Here is a 24,672-nt window from a genome sequence, read left to right as displayed (position 1 = left end):
GGCGATGCAGGCAAGATGAAGGTCTGCAAGTCAGAACACAGGAAGCTGATCGTGACCGAAGCCTTTATTGTCGTTCAAACCGCCGAACAAGCCGTCGATCGGCTTGCCGCTCTGCACGAGCGGGCCACCACGGCGTTGAGTCAGGCGCTCAAGCGTTATCTGAAGGACCGCGTCGAACCCGACGCTGAGCAGCGTGCGATGTTTCGTTATCCAGAATTACGCCTGACCTACCTTTGTCAGGGTGAAGTCCCACAGACCACGCGCGCTTACGCCAAGGTTCAGTTGCCGGGGACCTACAGCGTCACTGTCACCCATCCGGCGGCGTTCCGTAAGTATTTGCTGGAGCAATTGGTGCCGCTGATGCACGACTTCACCGTGACGGTGGAAGTGGGCGTCAGTGAGCAGAACATCCCGTATCCATACGTGGTCGAGCAGGGCGATGAGCTGGCTGGCTCCGGCGTCACTGCTGCGGTGTTGGCGCGAGTGTTCCCGAGTACCGATTTGTCGGCCGCCACTGATGGCATTGCCGATGGTTTGTACGATTGGGAAAACACCGATCCGCTGCCGTTGGCGTTGTTCGACGCCGCACGGGTGGATTTCTCCCTGCGCCGTCTGGTGCATTACACCGGCAGCGACTGGCGTCATGTGCAGCCATGGATCCTGCTGACCAACTACCACCGTTATGTCGACCAGTTCATCACTCATGGCCTGGAGCAATTGCGCACCGATCCGCGTTTCGTGCGCATGGTCTTGCCGGGCAACGTGATCATCGAAAAGAGCATGGATCACGGCGAAGCGTCGGCCATTGCCGCAGGCGTGGTCTGGCACCGTTATCAGATGCCGGCCTATCACCTGCAGGCGTCTGACGGCCACGGCGTCACCCTGGTGAACATTGGCGTCGGCCCGTCCAACGCGAAGAACATCACCGACCACTTGGCCGTGTTGCGTCCGCATTGCTGGCTGATGATCGGTCACTGCGGCGGCCTGCGGCAGTCGCAGACCATCGGTGATTACGTGCTGGCCCACGCTTACATGCGCCGCGACGGGATTCTCGACCGAGTGGTGCCGCCGAACATTCCGATTCCGGCCCTGGCCGAAGTGCAGATGGCCTTGCAGCAAGCGGCAGCCAATGTGACTGGCGAACAGGGCGATGACCTGAAAAAACGCCTGCGTACCGGCACCGTGCTGACCTACGATGACCGTAACTGGGAATTGCGTTGGGCTCAGGAACGTCCGTTGATCAACCTGTCGCGGGCGGTTGCCGTCGACATGGAAAGTGGCACCATCGCCGCGCAAGGCTATCGTCTGCGCGTGCCGTACGGCACCTTGCTGTGTGTGTCGGACAAGCCGCTGCACAGCGAAATCAAGCTGCCGGGTTCGGCCAACGCCTTCTATGAACGCGCCGTCAGCCAGCACTTGAAGATTGGTATCGCGGCGGTGGATCTGTTGCGCACCGAGCTCAACTCGTTGCACTCGCGCAAACTGCGCAGCTTCGACGAACCGCCGTTCCGCTGATTGGATGGTGGTTATTTAACGGTCAGGCCACTAGCATGGTGAGCCCTGACCGTTAGATGTTGTTTTTGCCATGCCGCGTCCTCCTCGTCCCGTTTCCCGCCGCCCAGGCGTTGCGCCAGCGCAATCCTCCTCAGCCCCGCGACGTGTTGCCAAAGCGCCGCCGGCCGAGCCGAAACTGATTCTGTTCAACAAACCCTTCGATGTGCTGACGCAGTTCAGCGACGGTGAAGGGCGGGCAACGCTCAAGGACTTTATCGAGATTCCCGGGATCTACCCGGCAGGACGGCTGGACCGTGACAGCGAAGGCTTGCTGTTGTTGACCAACGATGGCCAGCTTCAGGCGCGCATCGCTGACCCGAAACACAAGTTGGCCAAGACGTATTGGGTGCAAGTGGAGGGCGAGCCGAGCGCCGAGCAATTGCAGCGCTTGCGCGAGGGCGTCGAGTTGAATGACGGCATGACCTTGCCGGCGCAGGCGAGGCAACTGGAAGAACCTGAGTTATGGCCGCGTAACCCTCCTGTGCGCTTTCGCAAAAGCGTGCCGACCAGTTGGCTGGAATTGGTAATTCGTGAAGGGCGCAACCGTCAGGTACGGCGCATGACCGCTGCGGTTGGCTTGCCGACCCTGCGTCTGGTGCGGGTGCGAATCGGCGACTGGACAATCGAAGGCCTCGATCAGGGCCAGTGGAAAGAAGTGCCGGCGCGCTTATAGAGTGCCGGATTCGATCAGGCCGATCACCACGCTTTTGATGACGAACGCGGCCACGCCCAAGCCCAGCACAAAGAACAGGATGAACGAGCCGAAGCGTCCGGCCTTGGATTTTTTCGCCAGATCCCAGACGATGAAACCCATGAAAATGATCAGGATGCTCACCAGACCGGTCATCATCCACTCTTCAAATACTGCAGGATCCATCGACTATCTCCAGCGCGGGTGGGGCAAAAAGGCTGGGGGAGTATACGCCAATGGATATTGGTGGCGCATTGACGTGGATGCGCCACACGGTCACAGGTGCGAGATCACCACATTCCCGTGTAGGAGTTGCCGCAGGCTGCGATCTTTTGATCTGCATTCTGGTTGCCGCTGAAAAGATCGCAGCCTTCGGCAGCTCCTACGGGATCGGGTTAACCGCGGCGCGCGTGGTAAAGGCTCACATGCCGAAACTCTTCCGGCTCTGCCAGATCCGGCAATGTCATTGCCTCAAGCATCTCCAGCCGCTGATACAACGGATGACGGAAATCCCGAACCCGCGAATCCGCCACCAACGCCTCGCGGCCACGACTGAGAAATTCATCGAGTAACGGCAGGTTGGCCCGGTCGTACAACACGTCGGCCACCAGAACCAGATCAAAGCGATCGGCCTCGGCAAAAAAGTCTGTCGAGTAGTTGAGCGTGACGTCATTGAGTTCGGCATTTGCCTGGCAGGCTGCAATCGCCAGTGGATCAAGGTCGCACGCCACCACTTCCAGCGCCCCGGCCTTGACTGCCGCGATCCCCGCGACACCGGAGCCGGCGCCGAAATCCAGCACTCGCTTGCCGGCAACCCACTGCGGATGCTCCGCCAGATAGCGGGCCATCGCCAGGCCGCTGGCCCAGCAAAAGCTCCAGTACGGCGGCTCGTGCAGAATGCGCCGGGTTTCTTCCGGGCTGAACGCTCGGTCCATGTTGTCGCCGTCGATCAGCCAGAGTTTCAGCGCGGTCTCAGGCAGCGGACACGGGACAAGCCGTGCATCGCCGAGCAGTTCACTTAACGCCTGTTGCAGGTCGAGCGGTGCATTCATGGCGCTTTGAGGAACTGCAACTGGCCCAGGACCTGGGTGGTCGGCTCAAAGATACGTTGCGCCGGTAGGTGCAGGATCAACTGCCCGGACTGGCTGGCGCGACCCCGCAGTTCGACGCGTGCGCCGACCGGGAAGGAGTCCGGGTTGAACCGCAGATGGAACGGCAGAACCTTGTTGTTGCCGATCAGGTTGGCGCTGGCGAGCAATTGCTGCGGCCGGGAGCGTTCGTCGATCACGATCAGCGCCAGTTCAACCTCAGCACCGGCCGGCACGCCCTGCAAGGTGCCGCTCAATTCCCGTTGATACGCGGGCAGCGGTCCAAGGTCGGCCGAGGCCTGGGCTTTCTTCTGGGCCATCTGTGGCGCAGGGCCTGGGGTCGGTGCCGCCGTTTTGGGTGCGCTACTGCTACACGCGACCAACAGGCCGACGAGACTGAGTAAAACAAGCGGTCGTAGCGGCATTTGCGGCTCCAGCAAAGTGAAATCCATGGATCAGGCAATATATCCCGTCTGTATACCGTAAACCCTATGGCTTGTCTTGCCAGTGGGATGCGCTACCATGGCCCTCCCTTTTTTTGTTGCCAGCCACCATGCACTGTCCCTTCTGCGGTGCCAACGACACCAAGGTCATCGACTCGCGTCTGGTCGCCGAGGGCGAACAGGTGCGCCGCCGGCGCGAATGCCTGGCCTGCGGCGAACGTTTCACCACGTTCGAAACCGCCGAACTGGTGTTGCCGCGCCTGATCAAAACCGACGGCAGCCGTCAGCCGTTCGACGAAGAAAAACTTCGCGCAGGCATGCAGCGCGCCCTGGAAAAGCGCCCGGTGAGCGTCGAGCGCCTGGAAGCGGCTCTGGCGCACATCAAACACAAGCTACGGGCGACCGGTGAGCGCGAGGTCAAATCGCTGGTCGTCGGTGAATTGGTGATGGCCGAGCTGCAAAAGCTCGATGAAGTCGCCTACATTCGTTTCGCTTCGGTGTATCGCCGCTTCCAGGACCTCAACGAGTTCCGCGAAGAGATCGATCGCCTGGCCCGTGAGCCGGTCAAACCATGACGATTTCTTCAGAACAAGCGATTCTCGACGCCCATTACATGGCGCGCGCGCTGGAACTGGCACGCAAAGGTCACTACACCACCCATCCCAACCCTCGGGTGGGCTGCGTGATCGTGCGGGACGGGCAGATTGTCGGCGAAGGCTGGCATGTACGCACCGGCGAACCGCATGCCGAAGTCCACGCCCTGCGCGCTGCCGGAGAAAACGCCCGGGGTGCCACCGCCTACGTGACTCTGGAGCCGTGCAGCCATCACGGTCGCACGCCGCCCTGCGCCGATGCACTGGTGAATGCCGGCCTGGCGCGAGTCGTTGCGGCAATGCAGGACCCGAACCCGGAAGTCGCGGGCCGCGGTCTGCAGCGTCTGGAGCAGGCGGGTATCGAGACCCACAGCGGCGTGCTCGAAGGTGAAGCCCGCAAGCTCAATGAAGGTTTTCTCAAGCGCATGGAACACGGCTTGCCGTTCGTGCGGGTCAAGTTGGCGATGAGCCTCGACGGTCGTACCGCCATGGCCAGCGGCGAAAGCCAATGGATCACCGGTCCCGCCGCCCGCTCCGCCGTACAGCGTCTGCGGGCCCAGGCCAGCGTCGTGTTGACCGGTGCCGACACGGTGCTGGCCGATGACGCGCGCTTGACCGTGCGTGCCGATGAGTTGGGTCTGGATGCCGAGCAAACCGTGCAGGTGTTGAGCCGTCCGCCGCTTCGCGTGCTGATCGATGGCCGCCTGCGCGTGCCGCTCGACGCGCCGTTCTTCAAGGCTGGCCCGGCGCTGGTCGCGACGTGTGTCGCGGTGGAAGAGCAATACGCCAACGGCCCTGAATGCCTGATCGTGCCCGGCGACGATGGCCAGGTCGACCTGCACAAGTTGCTGCTCGAACTCGCTGCCCGTGGCGTCAACGAAGTGCTGGTGGAAGCCGGCCCGCGTCTGGCTGGAGCGTTTGCTCAGCAAGGGTTGGTGGACGAGTTCCAGATCTTCATCGCGGGCAAGTTCCTCGGCTCCACGGCGCGACCGTTGCTCGACTGGCCACTCGCGCAAATGAAGGATGCGCCGGAGCTCAAAATCACAGAAATTCGCGCGGTGGGTGATGACTGGCGAGTCACCGCCATTCCTATGCCATCAGCGAGCGTATAATTCTCGGCCATCGCTACAGCGCTGGCCCTGTTCTCGAGGAGGACTCCATGTTTACCGGCATCATCGAATCCATCGGCAGCATCCGTGCATTGACCCCCAAGGGTGGTGATGTGCGGGTTCACGTAGAAACCGGCAAGCTCGACCTGAGCGATGTCAAACTCGGCGACAGCATCGCGGTCAACGGCGTCTGCCTGACGGCGGTGGAACTGCCGGGTAATGGCTTTGCGGCGGACGTCAGTCGTGAAACCCTCGACTGCACTGCCATGAATGACCTGAAAAGCGGCAGCCCGGTCAACCTGGAAAAAGCCCTGACCCCGACCACCCGTCTTGGCGGACATCTGGTCAGCGGTCACGTCGACGGTGTCGGCGAAGTGGTTGCCCGTACCGAGAATGCCCGCGCGGTGGAATTTCGCATCCGCGCGCCGAAAGACCTGGCCAAGTACATCGCCCATAAAGGCTCGATCACTGTTGATGGCACCAGCCTGACGGTGAATGCGGTCGATGGCGCCGAGTTCTTGCTGACGATCATTCCTCACACCCTGAGCGAAACCATCATGGCCTCTTACCAGCCAGGTCGCCGGGTCAACCTTGAGGTCGATCTGCTGGCCCGTTACCTGGAGCGTCTGTTGCTGGGTGATAAGGCTGCAGAATCCTCGAAGGGCAACATTACCGAAAGCTTTCTGGCCGCCAATGGCTACCTCAAATCCTGACTCAAGGGGGTGCCGCGTGGCGCTCAATAGCATCGAAGAACTGGTTGAAGACATCCGCCAAGGCAAGATGGTCATCCTCATGGATGACGAAGACCGCGAGAACGAAGGCGACCTGATCATGGCCGCCGAGTGCTGCCAGCCGGAACATATCAATTTCATGGCCAAGCACGCCCGTGGCCTGATCTGCATGCCGATGAGCCGCGAGCGCTGCGAACTGCTCAAGCTGCCCTTGATGGCGCCGCGTAACGGTTCCGGTTTTGGCACCAAGTTCACCGTGTCCATCGAAGCCGCTGTTGGCGTCACCACCGGTATCTCCGCGGCTGACCGTGCGCGCACTGTGCAAGCCGCCGCCGCCAAGGACGCCAAGGCCGAAGACATCGTCAGCCCCGGCCACATCTTTCCGCTGATGGCCCAGGCGGGCGGTACCCTGGCCCGTGCAGGTCACACCGAAGCCGCTTGCGACCTGGCGCGCATGGCCGGTTTCGAGCCGAGCGGGGTGATCTGCGAAGTGATGAACGACGACGGCACCATGTCCCGTCGCGCCGAACTGGAAACCTTCGCCGCCGAACACAACATCAAGATCGGCACCATCGCCGACCTTATTCACTACCGGATGATCCACGAACGTACCGTTCAGCGGATTGCCGAGCAGCCGCTGGACAGCGAACTGGGCCAGTTCAATCTGGTGACCTATCGTGATTCAGTGGAAGGCGACGTGCACATGGCACTGACCCTGGGCCCCATTTGCGCCGAAGAACCGACCCTGGTTCGCGTGCACAACATGGACCCGCTGCGCGACCTGTTGATGGTCAAGCAGCCAGGCCGCTGGAGCCTGCGCGCCGCCATGGCCGCGGTTGCCGAGGCTGGCAGTGGGGTGGTGCTGTTGCTCGGTCACCCGCTCGATGGCGACGTGTTACTGGCGCATATCCGCGAAACGGCCGACCACGCGCCGGCGAAAAAACCGACCACCTACAGCATTGTCGGTGCCGGTTCGCAGATCCTGCGTGACCTCGGCGTACGCAAAATGCGCCTGATGAGTGCGCCAATGAAATTTAATGCGATATCCGGTTTCGATCTGGAAGTTGTAGAATACGTGCCCTCCGAATAAAGACCGGCTGTTTTTGTCTTGAATTCGCGGTTCAAATATCACTGAGGGACGCGTACTGAACGCGTCCCGGCTCTTTAAGAGATTTGTCGAATGACCCTGAAGACCATCGAAGGTACCTTCATCGCCCCCAAAGGCCGCTACGCTTTGGTTGTTGGCCGCTTCAACAGCTTCGTCGTTGAAAGCCTGGTAAGCGGTGCTGTTGATGCCCTGGTTCGCCATGGCGTGAGCGAAAGCGACATCACCATTATCCGTGCCCCTGGCGCCTTCGAAATCCCGCTGGTTGCGCAGAAAGTCGCTCAGAAGGGCGAGTTCGCGGCAATCATTGCACTGGGCGCGGTCATTCGTGGCGGTACTCCGCACTTCGAATACGTGGCTGGCGAGTGCACCAAGGGCCTGGCCCAGGTGTCCATGGAGTTTGGCGTTCCGGTCGCTTTCGGCGTACTGACCGTCGACTCGATCGAGCAGGCCATCGAACGTTCCGGCACCAAGGCCGGCAACAAAGGTGCTGAAGCTGCCTTGTCCGCTCTGGAAATGGTCAGCCTGCTGGCGCAGTTGGAGGCCAAGTGATTAGCGACGAAAGCGATCGTTTCAACCCGCGCGATCCAAAGCCTGCGGATGCTGGTAAACCATCGAAAAGCGTCAAGCGTCGCGAAGCCCGTCAGCTTGCGACTCAGGCGCTGTATCAATGGCACATGGCCAAGCAATCGCTGAACGAGATCGAAGCGCAATTCCGGGTCGATAACGATTTCAGCGATGTCGATGCCGCGTACTTCCACGACATCCTCCACGGGGTTCCGGCGCACCGCACCGAAATCGACACCGCGCTCAAGCCATGCCTGGACATCGAAATCGAAGAGCTGGACCCGGTTGAACTGGCGGTTCTGCGCCTGTCCACCTGGGAACTGCTCAAGCGTGTCGACGTGCCTTACCGCGTGGTGATCAACGAAGGCATCGAGCTGGCTAAAGTCTTCGGTTCCACCGATGGCCACAAGTTCGTCAACGGTGTACTCGACAAGCTGGCCCCGCGCCTGCGTGAAGCTGAAGTGAAGGCGTTCAAGCGCTGAATTGCGCTTGAACAGCTGCCAATGGGCGAGTTTGAGCTGATCCGCAATTACTTTGCCGCCGCGCCTTGTGCGCAGGGCGGCGAAGGCGTTGCCCTGGGGATCGGCGACGACTGCGCCTTGCTCGCTGTTCCCGCAGGGGAGCAGCTGGCAATTTCCACCGACACGCTCGTGGCCGGTGTGCATTTCGCAGACCCTTGCGACCCGTTTTTGCTCGGTCAGCGTTCGCTGGCTGTAGCGGTTAGCGATCTGGCTGCCATGGGCGCCACCCCCATTGCCTTTACCCTTGCCCTGACCTTGCCGACGGTAACCGCCGATTGGCTGGACGCCTTCGCCCGTGGTTTGAACGCCATGGCGCAAAACTGCGGTGTACGGCTGGTGGGTGGCGACACCACGCGCGGTCCGTTGAGCCTGACCATGACCGTGTTGGGTCGTGTCCCGGCAGGCAAGGCGCTGACCCGCAGCGGGGCGCAACCCGGTGACCTGGTGTGCGTGGGCGGGGAGTTGGGCAACGCGGCCGGGGCGCTGTCGCTGGTGCTCGGTGAGCGAGTCGCGGCAGCCGATGTTGCCGGGCCGTTGTTGGCGCATTACTGGTCACCACAGCCGCAGCTTGAATTGGGCATGGCTTTGCGCGGCAAGGCCACTTCGGCACTGGATATCTCCGACGGTTTGCTCGCCGATTGCGGGCATATCGCCAAGGCCTCAGCTGTCGGTTTGCTGATCGAAAGCGAAAAGCTGCCGCTGTCCGCGGCACTGGTGAGCTTTCTCGGTGAGAATGCCGCTCGCGTGGCGGCCTTGAATGGCGGTGATGACTACGTGCTGGCCTTCACCTTGCCGCCCGCGCAATTACCGGCATTGCTCGCCGATGGTTGGCCGATCCACGTTATCGGCCAGGTCGTGGCTGGGCAGGGCGTGACGCTGCTGGACGCGAACGGGCAGGACATCACCCCGCAAACCCGGGGTTATCAACATTTTCGGGAGACACCGTGACAGATCATCCCAAGCAGGGCCCGGCAGAACACGTGCCGCCATCGGTCTGGCGTAATCCCTGGCATTTCCTGGCTTTCGGCTTCGGCTCGGGCACCTTGCCCAAGGCGCCGGGCACCTGGGGCTCGCTGGTTGCGCTACCCTTTATCCCGTTATGGCAGATGCTGCCCGACTGGGGTTACTGGCTGATGCTCGGCATCACCACGTTGTTCGGCTTCTGGCTGTGCGGCAAGGTTGCCGACGATTTGCGGGTGCACGACCACGAAGGCATCGTCTGGGACGAAATGGTCGGGATGTGGATCACCCTGTGGCTGGTGCCCGCAGGCTGGTACTGGCTATTGGCGGGGTTCCTGCTGTTCCGCTTCTTCGATATTCTCAAGCCATGGCCGATTCGTTGGATCGACCGGCATGTGCAGGGTGGCGTCGGGATCATGCTCGACGACGTGTTGGCAGGGGTGTTTGCCTGGTTGGCGCTGCAGGGACTGGTCCGGTATTTCGCCTGATGGGCTGATTGAGGGACGAATAGATTGAGGGGCTGAGGGATGGTCGGGCGCTGGCTGTGGGTTCTGGTTTTTGCGGTGTTCTGTTCGGTCGCCCGTGCGGCGGATGTGCCGACGATACCGGCCGTGATTCATCTGGCCAGCGAGGACTGGGATGACTACACCGCCGCCGATGGTCATGGCTTGGCCTGGGACATTTTGCGCGCTGTGTTCGAGCCGGCCGGAGTGAAACTGGATATTCGCACCGTGCCTTACACCCGTTCGGTGGGGCTGGTGCAGCGGCGTGAGGTGGATGCGCTGGTTGGCGCCTATCGCGATGAGGCCGATCAGGTGTTGTACCCTCGCTGGAATTTCGATATTGATCATATCTATGCCTTGGGCCTTGCGAGCAACCCGGAACCGACGCTCGCGACCCTCGGCAAGTACCGACTGGTCTGGGTCCGTGGCTACCGCTACGAGAGTTACCTGCCGAACATCCACCGCTATAACCAGATCGAGCGCCGTACCGGGATCCTACCGATGCTCAAGCAAGCCCGGGCCGACTTCTACATCGACGCCCTGGCGGAAATCGATTCGGTGCTCGCCGACTCTGAGGATCCGTCGCGGTACCGGCGAACTCATTTGATCGAACTGCCACTGTTTCTGGGCTTCGCCGATACACCAAAGGCCCGTGCCCTGATGGTGTTGTATGATCGGCGCATGGAATTGCTGGTGAAAAGTGGCCAGTTGAAAGCGATTTTCGAGCACTGGAAACAACCTTATCCCTTTGATGAAAACACCAGGCTGACAGGGCAGTGATCAAACTTTTTGATCGTTATGGCCGATAATTCAGCCTAAGCGTCTGTCGGAACCTGCTGTTACAATGCCGCCTCTGCGAATCTCCAGTACCTACAGATCAGGAGCACACCGGTGCCTGTCGTTTTTGTCGCCGCTTCCAAGCTGCCCACGCCTTTTGCGCAATTCACCATGCATGGCTTTCTCGATGAGGCCACTGGTCGCGAGCACGTCGTACTGAGTCTGGGTGATGTCGCCGACGGTGCTCCGGTACTCGGCCGGCTGCACTCCGAATGCCTGACCGGCGATGCCTTGTTCAGCCAGCGATGCGACTGCGGTTCGCAACTCGAGGCGGCGTTGCAGGCGATCGCCCGCGAAGGTCGTGGCGTGTTGCTTTACCTGCGTCAGGAAGGCCGTGGCATCGGTCTGCTGAACAAGATCCGCGCGTATGAACTGCAAGATGGCGGCGCCGATACCGTTGAAGCCAACGAGCGTCTGGGCTTTGCCGCTGACCAGCGCGACTACGCCATGTGCCTGCCAATGCTTGAGCACCTGGGCGTGAAATCCCTGCGTCTGATGACCAACAACCCACGTAAGGTGAAAGCGTTGACCGATATGGGCATCGTGGTTGCCGAGCGCGTGCCGCTGCACACCGGTCACAATCCGCACAACAAACTCTACTTGGCGACCAAGGCCAGCAAGCTCGACCACATGATGGGCAACGAGCATCAGGGCGAGGCAGATCGGGCGTGACTCGCGGTCAGGTCCGGCGGCGACTGTCCGTCAACTGGTGGCAATACCTGGCGCTGGCCTTGCTGCCGCTGCTCGTGATCAACGGCGTGTTCGGCCAGAGCGAGGCGTTTTTACCCGTGCTGGCGATGCCGTTTTTCATTGCCGGGGTGGCCTCGATGTTTGTCAGCCTGCGGTTTTTCGGCGGCTACAAACACGCCTTGATCGCTACCCAGAAAGCCCTCGATACCCCGGAAGAACCCGCTGCCTGGGCTGCCCTGGCGGCTAAACGCCGTCTGGCATTCCTCGTCGCTGCCTTGCCGGCCTGGATCGGTGCACTGGCGGTGTTTGTCGGCCTCGAAGCGGTGCCTTTGGTCCTGCTGGCGCTGTCGACCACGGTGCTGTTCTACCTTTACCGTATTCCGCGTCAACTCGGCTGATGCGCCGCTGGCTGGCGGTTCTGCTGCTGGCCATCAATGGTTCGGCAGTCGCGGTAGAGCGGGTGGTCAGTCTCGCGCCGTCACTCTCGGAAATCGTCGTTGAGCTGGGCTCGGCCGACCTGCTGGTGGGCGTGCTCGATGCTGGCGAGCGTCCTGCAGAACTCAAATCCATCCCTTCCGTTGGCCGTTACGGTCAGTTGGACATGGAGCGCCTGCTCAGTCTCAAACCGGATCTGTTGTTGCTCTGGCCCGGCAGTGTCGGTCCGGCGCAGCGTGAGCAACTGAGTCGACTGGGCATTCCGACCTTTATCGCCGAACCGCATAACCTCAAGCAACTGACCCGCCAAATTGAAACGATAGCCAGGCAGCTCGGCCGACCCGAGCGTGGGCGCACGCTTGCGGTTGATTTGCGCAGGCAGCTCGACGATTTACGCCAGCGCTATCAACGCAAAGATCCGCTTCGGGTGTTTTATCAGGTCTGGGATCAGCCGCTCTACACCGTGGGCGGCGGGCAGATCATCAGCGATGCGCTTGAGGTGTGCGGAGCGCACAACGTGTTTGCCGACATGACCTTGCCGGCGCCGCAGGTCAGTGTGGAGTCGGTGCTTTCGCGTAATCCCCAGGTGATCCTCGCCGGCAGCCAGGCGCAGCTCGACGCCTGGAAAGCCTGGCCACAGATGACGGCGGTGGCTCAGAAGCAGTTGTTGCTGGTGACGGATAAAGGCCTGGAGCGGCCGAGCGGGCAGATGATCGCGGCGACCGCCAAGCTTTGCCAGTTGATCGCCCCGCAGCGCTAACGATCGTTCCCGCGCAGAGCGTGGAACGAGAGGTCAGAGCTGCGGCATCCAGGTCACCCCAAACATCAACGCCCGACCTTCTTCGCGATACCTGTACTGGCTACCGTCATGCTCGTAGAGCGCGCGGCTGTAATCCTTGTTCAGCAGGTTATCGACTTTCATCTCCAGCGTGATCTGGTGATTCAACGCCCAACTGCTGCGTAATCCTAGCAGGGCGTAACCGCCCAGCGGCTGACGGTTGTCCTTGTCGTCATAACTGCTGCTCACTGCTTGCCAGGTGGCGCCGAGGCCAAGTCGATCAAACTGACGGTCCAGATCCAGGCTCAAGGTCCGTCGTGCACGACGAGCCAGCGTGTGGCCGCTGTCGCGATCCCGTGGGTCGATGATCGAAACGCCGAGGTTGCTCTGCCAGCCGAACGCCTCCTGCTTGAGGGCAGCTTCGAAACCATTGATCCGTGCCGACGCGATGTTTTCCGGGCGTGAATGGCTGCCGAAGATGATCGCGTCTTCAAGGTCGGTGCGGTACAGCGAGGCTTCCAGCCGACTGGTTTCGCTCAGTTGACTGCGCCACTGCACCTCGTAGCTTTTCGAGGTTTCGGGTTTCAGGTTCGGGTTGCTGAAGTCCGGGTAGTAGAGGTCGTTGAAGGTCGGCGCGCGGAAGCCTTCGCTGTAGCTCAGCAACACGTCGTTGTCCGGGTTCAGCGGCAGGGTGAAGGTGCCGCTCCAACTGTTCTGGCCACCAAACTGCTGATTCTGATCGCGCCGCAGACCCAGTTCGGTGGAGAAGTTTTGCGCCTGGAAGCGATGCTGGATAAACACCGCGCGGTTCCAGCGGCTGTCTTCGTCGAACGGTGTGCTGCTATTGACCCGGTCTTCGTACCAATCGCCGCCAAGAATCAGGCTGTTCTGCCGGTTCAGTGTCAGGTCGTTCTGCCAGTTCAGCGAATTGCGATAGGTGTTGAACACGCTGTGATCGTCGCTGAGCGTGTCGAAGGTTTCTTCGCGGTTTTCGCTGTGGCCCAGTTCCACGCGGGACTTCCACGCATCGTTGATGCGTGCGTCGACATAACTGCTGAAACTGCTCACGGTGAAATCGTTGTAGGGCTTTTGCTGGACGCTGTTACCGGTGCTCATGTCGTAGCGACCGAACGGGTTGTCAAACTCGCTCTTGCCACGGTTATCGAGGATGTTCAGGCCGGCCTCGATATCGTCATTGAAGGCATGACTCAGGCTTAGGCTCAGGGACTTGTTGCGATAGGCATCGTGGTCGTCATCGCTGGGATAGGATTCGTGAGTGCGATTGATCCCGGCGGTGTCATCGAGGCTGGCGCCGAGGTTGAAGCGGGTTTGCGCGTCACCCCCGGACAAGCCCAGGCTGCGCTCCCAGGTCTGGTTGCTGCCAAAGCCCATGTGCACGCGCGGTTGCAACCCCGATTCGGTGCTGCGACGGGTAAAGATCTGAATCACCCCGCCAATCGCGTCGCTGCCGTAGATCACCGAGCGTGAACCGCGCAGCACTTCCACACGCTCGATCTGCTGGATGTTCAGGTGCTGCAGATTACTGTCGCCGGACGTCGAGTTGCCGATGCGTTGGCCGTCCACCAGTACCAGGCTTTGTGCCGAGCCGGTACCACGAATGTAAATCCCCGGCAGGCTGCCGCGTCCGCCGCTTTGCGAGACCTGTACGCCGGGCACCCGGCTCAGCAGGTCCGTCACACTGCTCGGTTGCAGGCGGTCGATGTCTTCACGGGTAAACACGGTGTTGGCGGCGCTGCTGTCGTTGCGCGCTTCGACCTGACGGTTGGCGCTGATCAGTACGTCGGGCAGTTTCAGGGCTTGCTCGCGCTCGAAGGTGTCAGCCAAAAGCTGACCGGCAGGCAAAAGGCTCAACGTCAGCGCGAGGCGGGGGAGTTTCATGGGCAGTCCGTGGCAGTTACCAATGCGCGTAGGAGCCGCCGAAGGCTGCGATCTTTATGGGACATCAAAAGATCGCAGCCTGCGGTAGCTCCTACGGGGGAGTGCGTTACTGGTTGAGCAGTTGCAGGCGCTCGCGAATGGACGCTTCGATGCCCGCTTCGTCCAGACCGCATTCGGCGAGCATTTGCGCCGGTTTGGCGTGCTCGACGTAGACGTCCGGCAAGCCCAGGTGCAGTACGGGCTTGAGCAGGTTTTCGCGGGCGAGGAACTCGCTGACCGCGCTACCGGCACCGCCCATGATGGCGTTTTCTTCAATGGTCACCAGCAGCGCGTGGTTGCCAGCGACCTCGCGTACCAACGCTTCATCGAGCGGTTTGACGAAGCGCATGTCGACCACGGTCGCATCGAGTTTTTCAGCGACTTTCAGTGCTTCGGTCAGTTGCACGCCGAACACCAGCAGGGCGACAGTGTTGCCCTGACGACGAATCACGCCTTTGCCGATTTCAATCGGATCGAGGTTCTTCTCGATAGTTGCGTTCGGCCCCGTGCCGCGTGGGTAACGCACTGCCGCCGGGCCATTGTACAGATGGCCGGTGCTGAGCATTTTGCGCAGCTCGTTTTCGTCGCTCGGGGTCATCACCACCATGCCGGGGATGCACCGCAGGAACGACAGGTCGAAACTGCCGGCGTGAGTCGGGCCGTCTTCGCCCACCAGACCGGCACGGTCGATGGCGAACAGCACGTCGAGGTTTTGCACCGCCACGTCGTGAACCAGCTGGTCGTAGGCACGTTGCAGGAACGTCGAGTAGATCGCCACCACCGGTTTGGCGCCTTCGCAAGCCATGCCGGCGGCGAGAGTGACCGCGTGTTGCTCGGCAATCGCCACGTCGAAATAGCGCAGCGGGAAGCGTTCGCTGAAGGCCACCAGGTCGGAGCCTTCTTTCATCGCCGGCGTGATACCGACCAGGCGCGGGTCAGCAGCGGCCATGTCGCACAGCCACTCGCCAAACACACCGGAGTACTTCGGCCCACCGGCTTTTTTCGGCGCGGCGGCTGGAGCGTCCAGCGGTTCGAGCTTGGTGATCGCGTGGTAACCGATCGGGTCGACTTCCGCCGGGGCGAAGCCTTTGCCTTTTTTGGTGACGACGTGCAGGAACTGCGGGCCCTTGAGGTCGCGCATGTTGCGCAGGGTGGCGATCAGGGTGGGCAGATCATGGCCGTCGATCGGGCCGATGTAGTTCCAGCCCAGTTCTTCGAACAGGGTGCCGGGAACCAGCATGCCTTTTGCGTATTCTTCGGTACGACGGGCGATTTCCCAGGCGCCGGGCAGGCGCGACAGGACCTTTTTGCTGCCTTCACGCATGCTCGCGTAAGTGCGGCTGGAGAGGATTTTCGCCAGATAATTCGACAGCCCGCCCACATTGCGCGAGATCGACATATCGTTGTCGTTGAGGATCACCAGCATGTTGGCGTTGACTTCCGGCGCATGATTCAGCGCTTCGAACGCCATGCCCGCGGTCAGTGCGCCGTCGCCGATCACGGCGATCGCCTTGCGATCGCTGTTTTGCAGGCGGGCGGCAATCGCCATGCCCAGCGCTGCGCTGATCGAGGTGCTGGAGTGGCCGACGCCAAAGGTGTCGTACTCGCTCTCGGAACGACGCGGGAAGGCCGCAAGGCCGTCCTTCTGGCGCAGGGTACCCATGCGCTCGCGGCGACCGGTGAGGATCTTGTGTGGATAAGCCTGATGGCCGACGTCCCACACCAACCGGTCGTCCGGGGTGTCGAAAACGTAATGCAACGCGATAGTCAGCTCGATAACACCCAGGCCGGCACCGAAATGCCCGCCGGTCTGACCGACCGTATAGAGCAATTCCAGGCGCAACTCATTCGCCAGGGTTTCCAGCTCGGCTTCGCCTAACCGGCGCAAGCCGTCCGGCGTGTTGGCACGGTCGAGCAGGGGCGTGGTCGGGCGCTTGCGGGGAATCTCATGAAACGTCGTGGGCATCAGGCGAATCGTTATAGGTATAAAAGATGCGGCAGTTTACCTGATGCATCGCACGCTGCCCACGCAGAGCTCGGAACTTGGCCGATATGCAGTTGAGCCGCGTGCGACTGATCAGCTGCGGCGTTCAACGATATAGCGCGCCAGATCACGCAGCGGTTCGGCCGCCGCGTCAAACGGTCGCAGTGCGTGCAGGGCCTGATCGCGCAGTTCCAGGGCATAGGCCTTGGCCGCATCGAGGCCGAGCAGCGCCGGGTAAGTCGGTTTGTCCCGGGCAATATCTGCGCCCTGGCGCTTGCCGAGGGTTTCGGTATCGCTTTCGACGTCGAGAATGTCGTCCTGCACCTGAAACGCCAGGCCGATGGCCTGCGCATAAGTCTGCAAGGATTTGAGTTCGTCTTTCTCGGCGCGGCCACTGGCCAGGGCGCCAAGCTTGACGCTGGCTTCGATCAGCGCGCCGGTCTTGTGCCGGTGCATGTATTCGAGGGCTTTCTGATCAAGCTTCAAACCGACCGAGCCCAGGTCGATGGCCTGACCGCCAACCATCCCGGCCGGGCCCGCCGCCAACGCCAGGGCGCTGACCATTTGCAGGCGAGTCTCGGCGTCCGCCGAATTCAGGCGGGGGTCGAGCAGGGCGCTGAAAGCCAGGCTTTGCAGGCCGTCACCGGCGAGAATCGCGCAGGCTTCGTCGAATTTTTTATGAGTGGTCGGTTGACCGCGACGCAGATCGTCGTCGTCCATCGCCGGCAAATCGTCGTGCACCAGCGAGTACGCGTGGATCAACTCCACCGCACAGGCCGCACCGTTGGCGTGCTCCGCATCACCGCCCAGCGCCTCGCAGGCCGCATAGGCCAGCAACGGGCGCACGCGTTTGCCGCCATTCATCACGCTGTAGCGCATCGCTTCATATAAGCGTGCGAGTTCAGGACTCGGGGCGTTGAACAGGGTTTCGAGTGCCGCGTTGACCCGGGCCTGACTGCTGGCCGAATACGCCGCGATCATTCTGGCTGTTCCGCGTCAAAGGGAGCCTCGGTCAGCTCGCCATCGCGCTCAAGCAGCACCTGAACCTTCTGCTCGGCCTGCGCCAGCGCAGCCTGGCAATCACGGGTCAGACCGATGCCTTGCTCGAAAGCCGTCAACGAGTCTTCCAGCGACAGCTCGCCGTTCTCCAGGCGTTCAACCAGCGTTTGCAGGTCAGCGAGGGATTGTTCGAAATCCAGTGCAGCTTTTTTGCGGGCCATGGCGGCAATTTCCGGTAGACGTTTAACCGGCGCGACACTAGCAGACATGGGGGGTTGGGGCAAATGCAGGGGGACTATGGAGCAATGAACCCGGGGCGTTGGCCGTCGTTGATCGCAACGGTCAAAACACGCCGGATAATTCCTGGCTGACGCTGAACCTTTAAACATCGCCACCTGCGCTTACGAAACCACTCGCGACACCCTCGGCAACACCACGCTGAACGTCGTGCCCTCGGCCTCACTGGAGCTGACCTCGATAGTGCCCTGATGGGCGTCCACCACTTGTTTGACGATGAACAGGCCGAGCCCGAGGCTGGTGGAAGGGCCGGCGAGCTCTTCGCTGGCGCTGCGTACCAGTGGGTCGAAAATCGTCGGCAGTGCGTCGGCAGGAATGGGTGCTCCGTGGTTGTGCATGGTCAGCGTCACCTGATCTTTTTCTCCCAGGATGCTCAGTGTCACGGGGTGTCGATTGGCACCGTGCTGCAAGGCATTACCGACAAGGTTTTGCAGCAGTTGGCCGAGGCGCGTGCGGTCCCAGATGCCATGGGTGTCGCCTTCGACTATCAGGTGTGAGTGGCAGTCCGGTTGCCCGGCGCCGGCTTCGTCCAGCGCAGCTTTTGCGGCAGCGGCCAGGTCCATCGGTGCCGGTTCGATCGGCAGGCTGCTGCCCAAGCGGCTGCGCACCAGTTCCAGCAAATCACTGACCATCGCCGCCATGTGCCGGGTGCTGGTCTTGATGTTTGCCACATAGGTCTGGGCGTCGGCGTCCAGTTTGGCCTTGCGTTGCAGCATCTCGGTGGACATGTTCACTGCCTGCAAGGGCGCGCGCAGGTCATGACCCAGAATGGCCAGGAAGATGTCCCGTGAACGATTGACCTGCTCAGCGTAGGCCGCAGTGGATTCGGCCAGGGCTTCGTCGATGGCTTCGTTGAAACGGATCATGTCCTCCAGGTACGCCACGTCCGGCGACTCCAGGCTGTTGACCCACAGGCGAATCACACTGGCCCGCAAATGCCGGAACTCAGCGGTCATCTGCACCAGATCAAACCCCACGTTATGCCGAAGCTCGCCATGACTGGCTGCGGCCTTGTCCAGGCTGGGCGTTTTCTCCGGGCCTTCGCCTCTGGCCTTGGCCGCTTGTTCGCGGTCGGTCTGGGTGGTGGTCATGTCACGGGAAGCGGCCAGCAGGATTGACTTGGCGTGGTCGCGCAGGGTTGCCCGGTCCATGGAATCAGGGTCAGGGGCAATGGATTGGGCGAATTGTTCCCATTCGTCGACGATGCAATCCACGTGTTGCCTGATGAAGTCGGGTAATCGCATGGGCAGGTTCCTGGGACGAGGTGTATCGAAATAGTAGCCCCTTTGGGTCGGGAGTAAACCTCCCGCTGGGCGGCCGCACAATGAGCCGCTTCAGGGGTGGTATAGATCTATATCTATGCGTTTGTTTTTCGAACGATGAGTATATTTCGCTCTCTTTAATCAACAGTTATTCAGGCTTTTGTTTTACTGACGTATGAATAGTCTATTGGCTTCACTATTCATTTTGAGATTTGAACCATGTCTGACTTGCAAGGAAGCAATTCGACGAGCACGCACTCTGCCATCAGGGTTAACGAGAGTGTTCACACGCAACGAATGACTGAGGTCATTCCCGCTGCAATAAAAAAGGCATCACCGTCCCTGCTGGAATCCATGTTGCCGCTGAAGGCAACGATGCCGGACTGGTACGTGAACACGCGGGAAATCGATCGGCGGTATCTGAAAGATCTGATCAACGAACGCTGGCGCCTGCAAGGCGAGCTGGATGAACTTCTGGAGGATCTTCAAAGCGATATCGATGCCTTTGGCAAACGCTTGCTCACTACCCTGTTGCAATCGAATTTCAATGCTGACGAAGATCCCGAGGCACTGTCGCTGCATCTGTATGTTCCGGACAGTATTTTAGGCATCGATAATGGGGCCACCCGTATACGGCGTAGTTCATTACTCGCCGCGGCGCTGCACAATTTTGAAGAAGCGGAAACTCAAGAGGGTGCATTCCGCAGTGAGTCGGGCGTATTTCGCAACGATTCCCGGGGGCAACCACGACACATCAAGATCATCACGCCGGCAAGATTCGCCAGCCTGTGCCGCAGGCTGGACATCGGTGGGCAATATCAAACCCATATCAAAGCCAAGCTTTTGCCAACGGACCCCGATGCGAAACTCAGGCTACAGAAGAGCTCGGTTGCCAGTGAAAAAGCAGCCTTCAGGTCTTCGGCCTTTATCGCCCGTCTGAAGGGTGACGTCAGTGCTTATGCCTACGATCGGTTGCGGGAAGTGATCGAAGAAAAACAGGAGATCAGCTTCCATGGCTTGCCTCTGCGCAGCCATCGGTTGTCGCTGATGGGCTTCCGTCTGACGTCGGTCGTGCTGTTCAGCGCCGTGGGCGAGGCGTCGGCGTTGAAGAAAGCCGTCGATGCCCTGACCCCCGATAGCGTGAAATTCTGGCTGGACTGGTCTCGGCGTATTCCGTTTTTATCCGGCAACGAATATGAGAAATTCAAACTGATCGAGGCTTTTTTCGCCAATGGCCCTACCGGTGTCGGCGACGAAATGCTGCGCAACGAAGACATTTATCAACAGAGCCGGCTCACCGGCCCTTTGATCGCCTATGTTCCGGATGACCCTGACCATCCGCTGAAAGAATATGCCTCACTGGCCGAGTTCATGAAGGCATTGATCAGCCAACTGCGTGATCCGGATTACCAGGCATTTTTCAGCCGGTTCGTGGCGCAGAAGGACAAGGGGCATTTTTTCGCCCGGGTCAACGAACGTCTCAAAACCATGACCTGGCACCAGCGAGAGCCCCTCGACATGGGCCCCTGGTGGCGCGAAACCGCGGTCGAAAATCCCGACGCAGAACCCATCACCCATCTGATCGCCAATAACGTGTGGATCGCGCTGTTTCAGGAACGGCGGGACAAGGTCATTGGCGATGCGCGCTTCATTGCCGTACCCACCGGTGATGAAGATGCAACCAGTCGCTGGAAGCGCTTGACCAGCTATCTGGACATCGGCTGGAACGTGTTCAGCTTCGGCGCGATGCTGGTGCCCGGATTGAACGAGGCTGTACTGGGCATCATGGTTGCGCAGATGCTGGCGGAGGTGGCGGAAGGCGTCGAGGACTGGAGCAAAGGGGATAAAGAGCAAGCCTCGGCTTGTATCAACGGCGTATTGATCAACTTTGCGCAATTGGCGCTGATGGGCGCGGCGCATGTGATACCGAAAACGCCGGTGGCACCCGTCGCGATTTCACCCTTCGTCGAGAACCTCAAGGTCGTGCAGGTCAATGGCAAGGAGCGCCTGTGGAACCCTGACCTGTCGCCTTACGAGCACCCGGTGACCTTGCCGCCAGCCTCGGCACCCAACGAGCTGGGTCTTTACCCGCATGAGGGCAAGGAGGTGCTGCGACTCGATGACAAGCATTACGTGGTGGCGCAGGATCCAGAGACCGGACTGCATCGCCTCAAGCACCCTGACCGTCCAGGCGCGTATCAGCCCTTGCTGGAGCATAACGGCGCAGGGAGCTGGAAGACTGAACTCGATCGTCCTCTGGAGTGGGACAAAAACCGCTTGTTAAGGCGAGCGGGCGGTGTAACGGATGCAATGTCCGATGAATCCCTCAAGCAGGTACTGACCGTCAGTGGCGTCAAGGAAGACGCGTTGCGCAGGATGCATGTCGAGCACGAAGCACCGCCGGCGATGCTGGTCGATTCCCTTGAACGCTTCAAGGTTTACGCCGACGCCGGTGAGCTAGGAAAGCAAATACTGGCTGGGCGGATTCCCGCAGCGCTGGAAAATTCGATACCCGCCTTCATGATCGAGCTACCGCGCTGGCCTGAATCTCGAGCAATCACGCTGTTCGACGGACCAGGGCTGGAAGGCACTTCCTACGATTTCGGTAACGTCATGGTAAAGCCTGAACGGCAGATCAAACTGACGCGCGCGGAGCTGCGGGCCGGCCAGTTGCCGCAACGGGTGATCGAAAATTTCAGCGAACCGGAAGTCCATGAATTGCTGGGCCAGAGCATTTCGAGCGACAGGCAAGTACGCATAGACGAATTGCGAAAACGCTTGGCCGGACAGGCCGAACAGAATCGCCAGCGCACATTCGAAACGCTCTACAAACAACAGGATGTGAGCGACGATTTCCGGGTGCGGTTACTGCGCAACGCCTATCCACAATTGCCTGTGGTGGTCGCCGAGGAGTTATTGCGCGATGCCAGTCCCGAGGCGCTGCGACATCTAACGGAAAAACGCCGGGTTCCCCTGAGCCTGCGCGAACGGGCGCGAACAGCACAGGCTCGAGTGCGATCGAGCCGCGCCTACGAAGGGCTCTATCTGGAGTCGCTGGAAGGCAGTGATACGCGCCGGTTGGAGCTGGCGTCGCTGGCCGCTATGCCCGGTTGGTCGGCCGAGGTGCGCATCGAGATTCGTGCCTGGTCATTTACCGGTGAATTGCAGGCCAGCGTCGGTCCCGAAGCGGCGCCGATACGCAAAGTCCTGTTTTTCGATGAAAAAGGTCTTTATCACGCGCGGGACGAGCATGCGTTGCACCTGCACAATGGCGACAATTTCTACGCGTCCGTTTTACATGCGTTGCCGGACAGTGAGCGCAAAGCCCTCGGGTTCGAGATTCATGAGGGCGACAAGCTCAAGCAGGCACTTCAGCGCTCGCCACTGAGCCATGAGCGTTTCGACTCGGTTCTGGAACAGCATCCGGTTCGAAAACCGGCCTACGATCCGAAGGTCATGCGCCTTCGTGGCGGCATGCCTGGGTATGCGCGGCAAATGAGCGTTGGCACGATTCGCCAGCGCCTGGGTTGGTTGTATCCGGGCTTCTCCGAAGCGGAAGTGGGGGAACTGATGAGTGGTTTCGGGGCCGCAGCACCTGAACGGCTCAAGGCCCTGGAGGATGAGTTCGACCAATTGGCACTGTCGCTCAATCGCTGGGTGAACGCACCGGCGACCCTGCCGAGCACCGGTGTGGTGGCTGCGCTGGAAACCCGATCCAGGCAACAACTCAGTGCGACCCTCAAGCAGTGCTGGCAACGGACCGGCCCGGCGGGCATCGAAGTCCCCGGCATTGTCCGTCCGCAGGCGCTCATTCTGGATGGGCAATCCATGAACCGGCACATCGCAAGCATGCCGAAGCTGACGGCCAATTTCGACCACGTCACCCGCCTGAGCATCCGCCAGGCTGACATGCTTGCGAGCCAGGCGCACTTTCTTGAACCCTTCCGTCAACTGCGTTCTCTTGACGTCACCGGCAACCTGCTGAACCGCTTGCCACCCGCCATTGGCGAAATGCATTACTTCGAGGACCTGGGTTTAAGCGACAACCGGATCGAGCTGACCCACCAGGCTGTGGCTCGTCTGAAAGGCATGATCCGTCTACAGGTCCTCGGGTTCAGGGGAAATCCGTTGAGGCTGGTGCCCGACATCAGCCGGATGCCGGACCTGCATATGCTGAACCTTGAAAACACAGGCATCGATAGCTGGCCAACAGGACTGTTTGCCCAGGCTCGTCCGCGCAATATCTATCTGGATCTTCGCAACAACCACATCAGCCGGATACCCAATGTCGCCCCGGGTTCGTTTCGTGCCGAGTTGCTGGCTCGCACCTTGTTGAGTCGCGGGCCCGAATGGATATCTCCGGAGACTCTGGACACGCTCAGGCTGTATACCGAATCGGTCGGCCTGGATCCCGAGCGGCCCTATCCGCCCAGAGGAACCCTGGACAGCACCCAATGGGCAGAGGGCATGACCGATCACTGGCAGGCCAGGCAAGCCATCTGGGATGCGGTCGAGGATGAGTACAACTCCGAGTATTTCTTCAACGAGCTCCGGCGCCTGACTCGATCAGCCGATTTCATGGCCGGTGGCCTGTATCGGCAAGAGCTGACGGTCAAGGTCTGGCGCATGTTGGAGGCCATGGAAGAGAACAGTGAATTGCGCACGACCATTTTCGCCGAGGCCGTGGCGCGAACGCAGTGTGTGGATGGCGCGACGCAGCTGTTCAATGTCCTGGGTATGAAAGTGCTCGTCCACGAAATATATGGCCTGGGAAATTCGGCGTTGATCGAAGCGGAGTTGCTTGAGCTGGCCAAAGGCAAATCGCGCCTGGACGAGATCGAGAGGATTGCCGAGCACCATATCGCCGAGCGCATCAGGCAAGGTGAGCAGATTCAACGGGTGGATGCCGACGGTAACGTGAGAGGGACCATTGATGTCGTCGAGGTTCATCTGGCGTTTACAACCGAGCTGGCAAAGCCGGACTCGCTGAATGGGCTCGACTTGCCCTGGCAGTCCCGCTCGATGCAGTTTCGCAACATTGCGGGGGTTAGCGCTCAGGAGATTGAAAGTGCCCGGCTCAGGGTTCTGGACCTGGAACAAGGGGATCTGCTGCGTGATTCGATCGCCGATCAGCCCTTCTGGAAATCCTACGTTGAAGGCGCTAACCGGGCGCGAATCAGGCCGCTTGATCGGAAAATGAATGCGCTGTACGAGTTCAGGGTGGCGCTGGATGAAAGGGCAGAAGGCGCGGCCCTGCCGCCCGAGGAAAAAGACCGGCTGAAAACACAAATCAGAACACTGGCCTTCGAACTGGGAAAACCGGAGAGCGATTTTGCTCCGGGCAAGGTCATGACCGATGACGAATTTTCGGAGCAATACAACGTGCTTAGAGTCGAGAAGGAAAACCTGCTGAAGGTGCTGACGCAACAAGCCATGGATCGGGCGAAGATGCAAAGGGTCGAAATCCCTTTTACCGTTGAATCGAACGGTTGACCGGAATGTAGACGCAGAGGCGATGGCTTCAGGGCCATCGCTCTCCGTGCGATAACTATGTACCGCAGATGACACCACTGGACATGGTGTGCTG

23 protein-coding genes are annotated in these 24,672 nt (G+C 60.5%); 15 read left to right on the top strand and 8 right to left on the bottom strand.

The annotated features are described in order from the left end of the window. The first annotated feature begins 15 nt into the window (after positions 1-15). Entirely contained in the window at positions 16-1,515 is a 1,500-nt protein-coding gene (amn, locus tag BLL42_RS10740) for an AMP nucleosidase (protein ID WP_167368537.1), read from the top strand. A gap of 70 nt (positions 1,516-1,585) precedes the next feature. After that, positions 1,586-2,227, top strand: a complete 642-nt coding sequence (locus tag BLL42_RS10735; protein WP_071552036.1) for a pseudouridine synthase — start codon at positions 1,586-1,588, stop codon at positions 2,225-2,227. Here BLL42_RS10735 and BLL42_RS10730 read toward each other — a convergent pair. The 3 genes from BLL42_RS10730 to BLL42_RS10720 form a co-directional block, all read right to left on the bottom strand. Continuing rightward, positions 2,222-2,431 (bottom strand): DUF2788 domain-containing protein, encoded by a 210-nt coding sequence (locus tag BLL42_RS10730; protein ID WP_007937369.1) that lies wholly within the window; start codon positions 2,429-2,431, stop codon positions 2,222-2,224. The two genes, BLL42_RS10735 and BLL42_RS10730, sit on opposite strands and share 6 nt — an antisense overlap. Before the next feature lie 209 nt (positions 2,432-2,640). Beyond that, positions 2,641-3,297, bottom strand: a complete 657-nt coding sequence (locus BLL42_RS10725) for a class I SAM-dependent methyltransferase (RefSeq protein ID WP_071552035.1) — start codon at positions 3,295-3,297, stop codon at positions 2,641-2,643. Beyond that, entirely contained in the window at positions 3,294-3,758 is a 465-nt protein-coding gene (locus BLL42_RS10720) for a hypothetical protein (protein ID WP_071552034.1), read from the bottom strand. Before BLL42_RS10720 ends, BLL42_RS10725 begins: the two co-directional genes overlap by 4 nt. 128 nt (positions 3,759-3,886) lie before the next feature. On the opposite strand from BLL42_RS10720, the gene nrdR reads away from it, so the two are divergent. From nrdR to BLL42_RS10660, 12 genes are all read left to right on the top strand, one after another. Further along, positions 3,887-4,351, top strand: a complete 465-nt coding sequence (nrdR, locus tag BLL42_RS10715) for a transcriptional regulator NrdR (protein WP_019693850.1) — start codon at positions 3,887-3,889, stop codon at positions 4,349-4,351. Beyond that, complete coding sequence (ribD, locus tag BLL42_RS10710) at positions 4,348-5,481, top strand: bifunctional diaminohydroxyphosphoribosylaminopyrimidine deaminase/5-amino-6-(5-phosphoribosylamino)uracil reductase RibD (protein WP_071552032.1); 1,134 nt, start codon at positions 4,348-4,350, stop codon at positions 5,479-5,481. The genes nrdR and ribD overlap by 4 nt, the downstream gene beginning before the upstream one ends. Positions 5,482-5,528: 47 nt before the next feature. Then, on the top strand, positions 5,529-6,191 hold the full coding sequence (locus BLL42_RS10705) for a riboflavin synthase (protein WP_081427298.1): 663 nt from the start codon (positions 5,529-5,531) through the stop codon (positions 6,189-6,191). A 16-nt stretch (positions 6,192-6,207) separates the two neighbouring features. Continuing rightward, positions 6,208-7,299 carry a bifunctional 3,4-dihydroxy-2-butanone-4-phosphate synthase/GTP cyclohydrolase II gene (ribBA, locus tag BLL42_RS10700; RefSeq protein WP_071552030.1) on the top strand — a complete coding sequence of 364 codons (1,092 nt, stop codon included), beginning with the start codon at positions 6,208-6,210 and terminating at the stop codon, positions 7,297-7,299. 90 nt (positions 7,300-7,389) lie between these two features. After that, positions 7,390-7,866: a 6,7-dimethyl-8-ribityllumazine synthase gene (gene ribH, locus BLL42_RS10695; protein WP_003228649.1), complete on the top strand. Its 477-nt coding sequence runs from the start codon at positions 7,390-7,392 to the stop codon at positions 7,864-7,866. Then, positions 7,863-8,363: a transcription antitermination factor NusB gene (gene nusB / locus BLL42_RS10690; RefSeq protein WP_071552029.1), complete on the top strand. Its 501-nt coding sequence runs from the start codon at positions 7,863-7,865 to the stop codon at positions 8,361-8,363. Before ribH ends, nusB begins: the two co-directional genes overlap by 4 nt. A gap of 21 nt (positions 8,364-8,384) precedes the next feature. Beyond that, positions 8,385-9,350, top strand: a complete 966-nt coding sequence (gene thiL / locus BLL42_RS10685; RefSeq protein WP_071552028.1) for a thiamine-phosphate kinase — start codon at positions 8,385-8,387, stop codon at positions 9,348-9,350. Continuing rightward, positions 9,347-9,850, top strand: a complete 504-nt coding sequence (locus BLL42_RS10680) for a phosphatidylglycerophosphatase A family protein (protein ID WP_071552027.1) — start codon at positions 9,347-9,349, stop codon at positions 9,848-9,850. The genes thiL and BLL42_RS10680 overlap by 4 nt, the downstream gene beginning before the upstream one ends. Before the next feature lie 39 nt (positions 9,851-9,889). Then, positions 9,890-10,645 carry a substrate-binding periplasmic protein gene (locus BLL42_RS10675; RefSeq protein ID WP_071552026.1) on the top strand — a complete coding sequence of 252 codons (756 nt, stop codon included), beginning with the start codon at positions 9,890-9,892 and terminating at the stop codon, positions 10,643-10,645. A 111-nt stretch (positions 10,646-10,756) separates the two neighbouring features. Then, entirely contained in the window at positions 10,757-11,374 is a 618-nt protein-coding gene (gene ribA, locus BLL42_RS10670; protein WP_019693842.1) for a GTP cyclohydrolase II, read from the top strand. Beyond that, positions 11,371-11,790 (top strand): MFS transporter, encoded by a 420-nt coding sequence (locus BLL42_RS10665; protein ID WP_071552025.1) that lies wholly within the window; start codon positions 11,371-11,373, stop codon positions 11,788-11,790. The genes ribA and BLL42_RS10665 overlap by 4 nt, the downstream gene beginning before the upstream one ends. Continuing rightward, a complete protein-coding gene (locus tag BLL42_RS10660; protein ID WP_071552024.1) occupies positions 11,790-12,587 on the top strand; it encodes a cobalamin-binding protein in 798 nt (265 codons plus the stop codon). The genes BLL42_RS10665 and BLL42_RS10660 overlap by 1 nt, the downstream gene beginning before the upstream one ends. Positions 12,588-12,620: 33 nt before the next feature. Here BLL42_RS10660 and BLL42_RS10655 read toward each other — a convergent pair whose 3' ends face one another. The 5 genes from BLL42_RS10655 to BLL42_RS10635 all read right to left on the bottom strand — a co-directional run bounded on the left by BLL42_RS10655 (position 12,621) and on the right by BLL42_RS10635 (position 19,067). Continuing rightward, positions 12,621-14,504 carry a TonB-dependent receptor domain-containing protein gene (locus tag BLL42_RS10655; RefSeq protein WP_071552023.1) on the bottom strand — a complete coding sequence of 628 codons (1,884 nt, stop codon included), beginning with the start codon at positions 14,502-14,504 and terminating at the stop codon, positions 12,621-12,623. 106 nt (positions 14,505-14,610) lie between these two features. Continuing rightward, on the bottom strand, positions 14,611-16,509 hold the full coding sequence (dxs, locus tag BLL42_RS10650; protein WP_071552022.1) for a 1-deoxy-D-xylulose-5-phosphate synthase: 1,899 nt from the start codon (positions 16,507-16,509) through the stop codon (positions 14,611-14,613). Between the two features lie 111 nt (positions 16,510-16,620). Further along, positions 16,621-17,508 (bottom strand): (2E,6E)-farnesyl diphosphate synthase, encoded by an 888-nt coding sequence (gene ispA / locus BLL42_RS10645; RefSeq protein ID WP_071552021.1) that lies wholly within the window; start codon positions 17,506-17,508, stop codon positions 16,621-16,623. Continuing rightward, entirely contained in the window at positions 17,505-17,747 is a 243-nt protein-coding gene (locus BLL42_RS10640; RefSeq protein ID WP_019693836.1) for an exodeoxyribonuclease VII small subunit, read from the bottom strand. The genes ispA and BLL42_RS10640 overlap by 4 nt, the downstream gene beginning before the upstream one ends. A gap of 180 nt (positions 17,748-17,927) precedes the next feature. Further along, positions 17,928-19,067, bottom strand: a complete 1,140-nt coding sequence (locus tag BLL42_RS10635) for a sensor histidine kinase (RefSeq protein WP_071552020.1) — start codon at positions 19,065-19,067, stop codon at positions 17,928-17,930. A 372-nt stretch (positions 19,068-19,439) separates the two neighbouring features. On the opposite strand from BLL42_RS10635, the gene BLL42_RS10630 reads away from it, so the two are divergent. After that, entirely contained in the window at positions 19,440-24,578 is a 5,139-nt protein-coding gene (locus BLL42_RS10630) for an NEL-type E3 ubiquitin ligase domain-containing protein (protein ID WP_236721978.1), read from the top strand. Positions 24,579-24,672: the final 94 nt, after the last annotated feature.

It is taken from the genome of Pseudomonas frederiksbergensis, assembly GCF_001874645.1.
Classification (GTDB): domain Bacteria; phylum Pseudomonadota; class Gammaproteobacteria; order Pseudomonadales; family Pseudomonadaceae; genus Aquipseudomonas; species Aquipseudomonas frederiksbergensis_B.
Note: the sequence above shows the minus strand (reverse complement) of the source record. Positions and strands in the feature narration are given on the sequence as shown.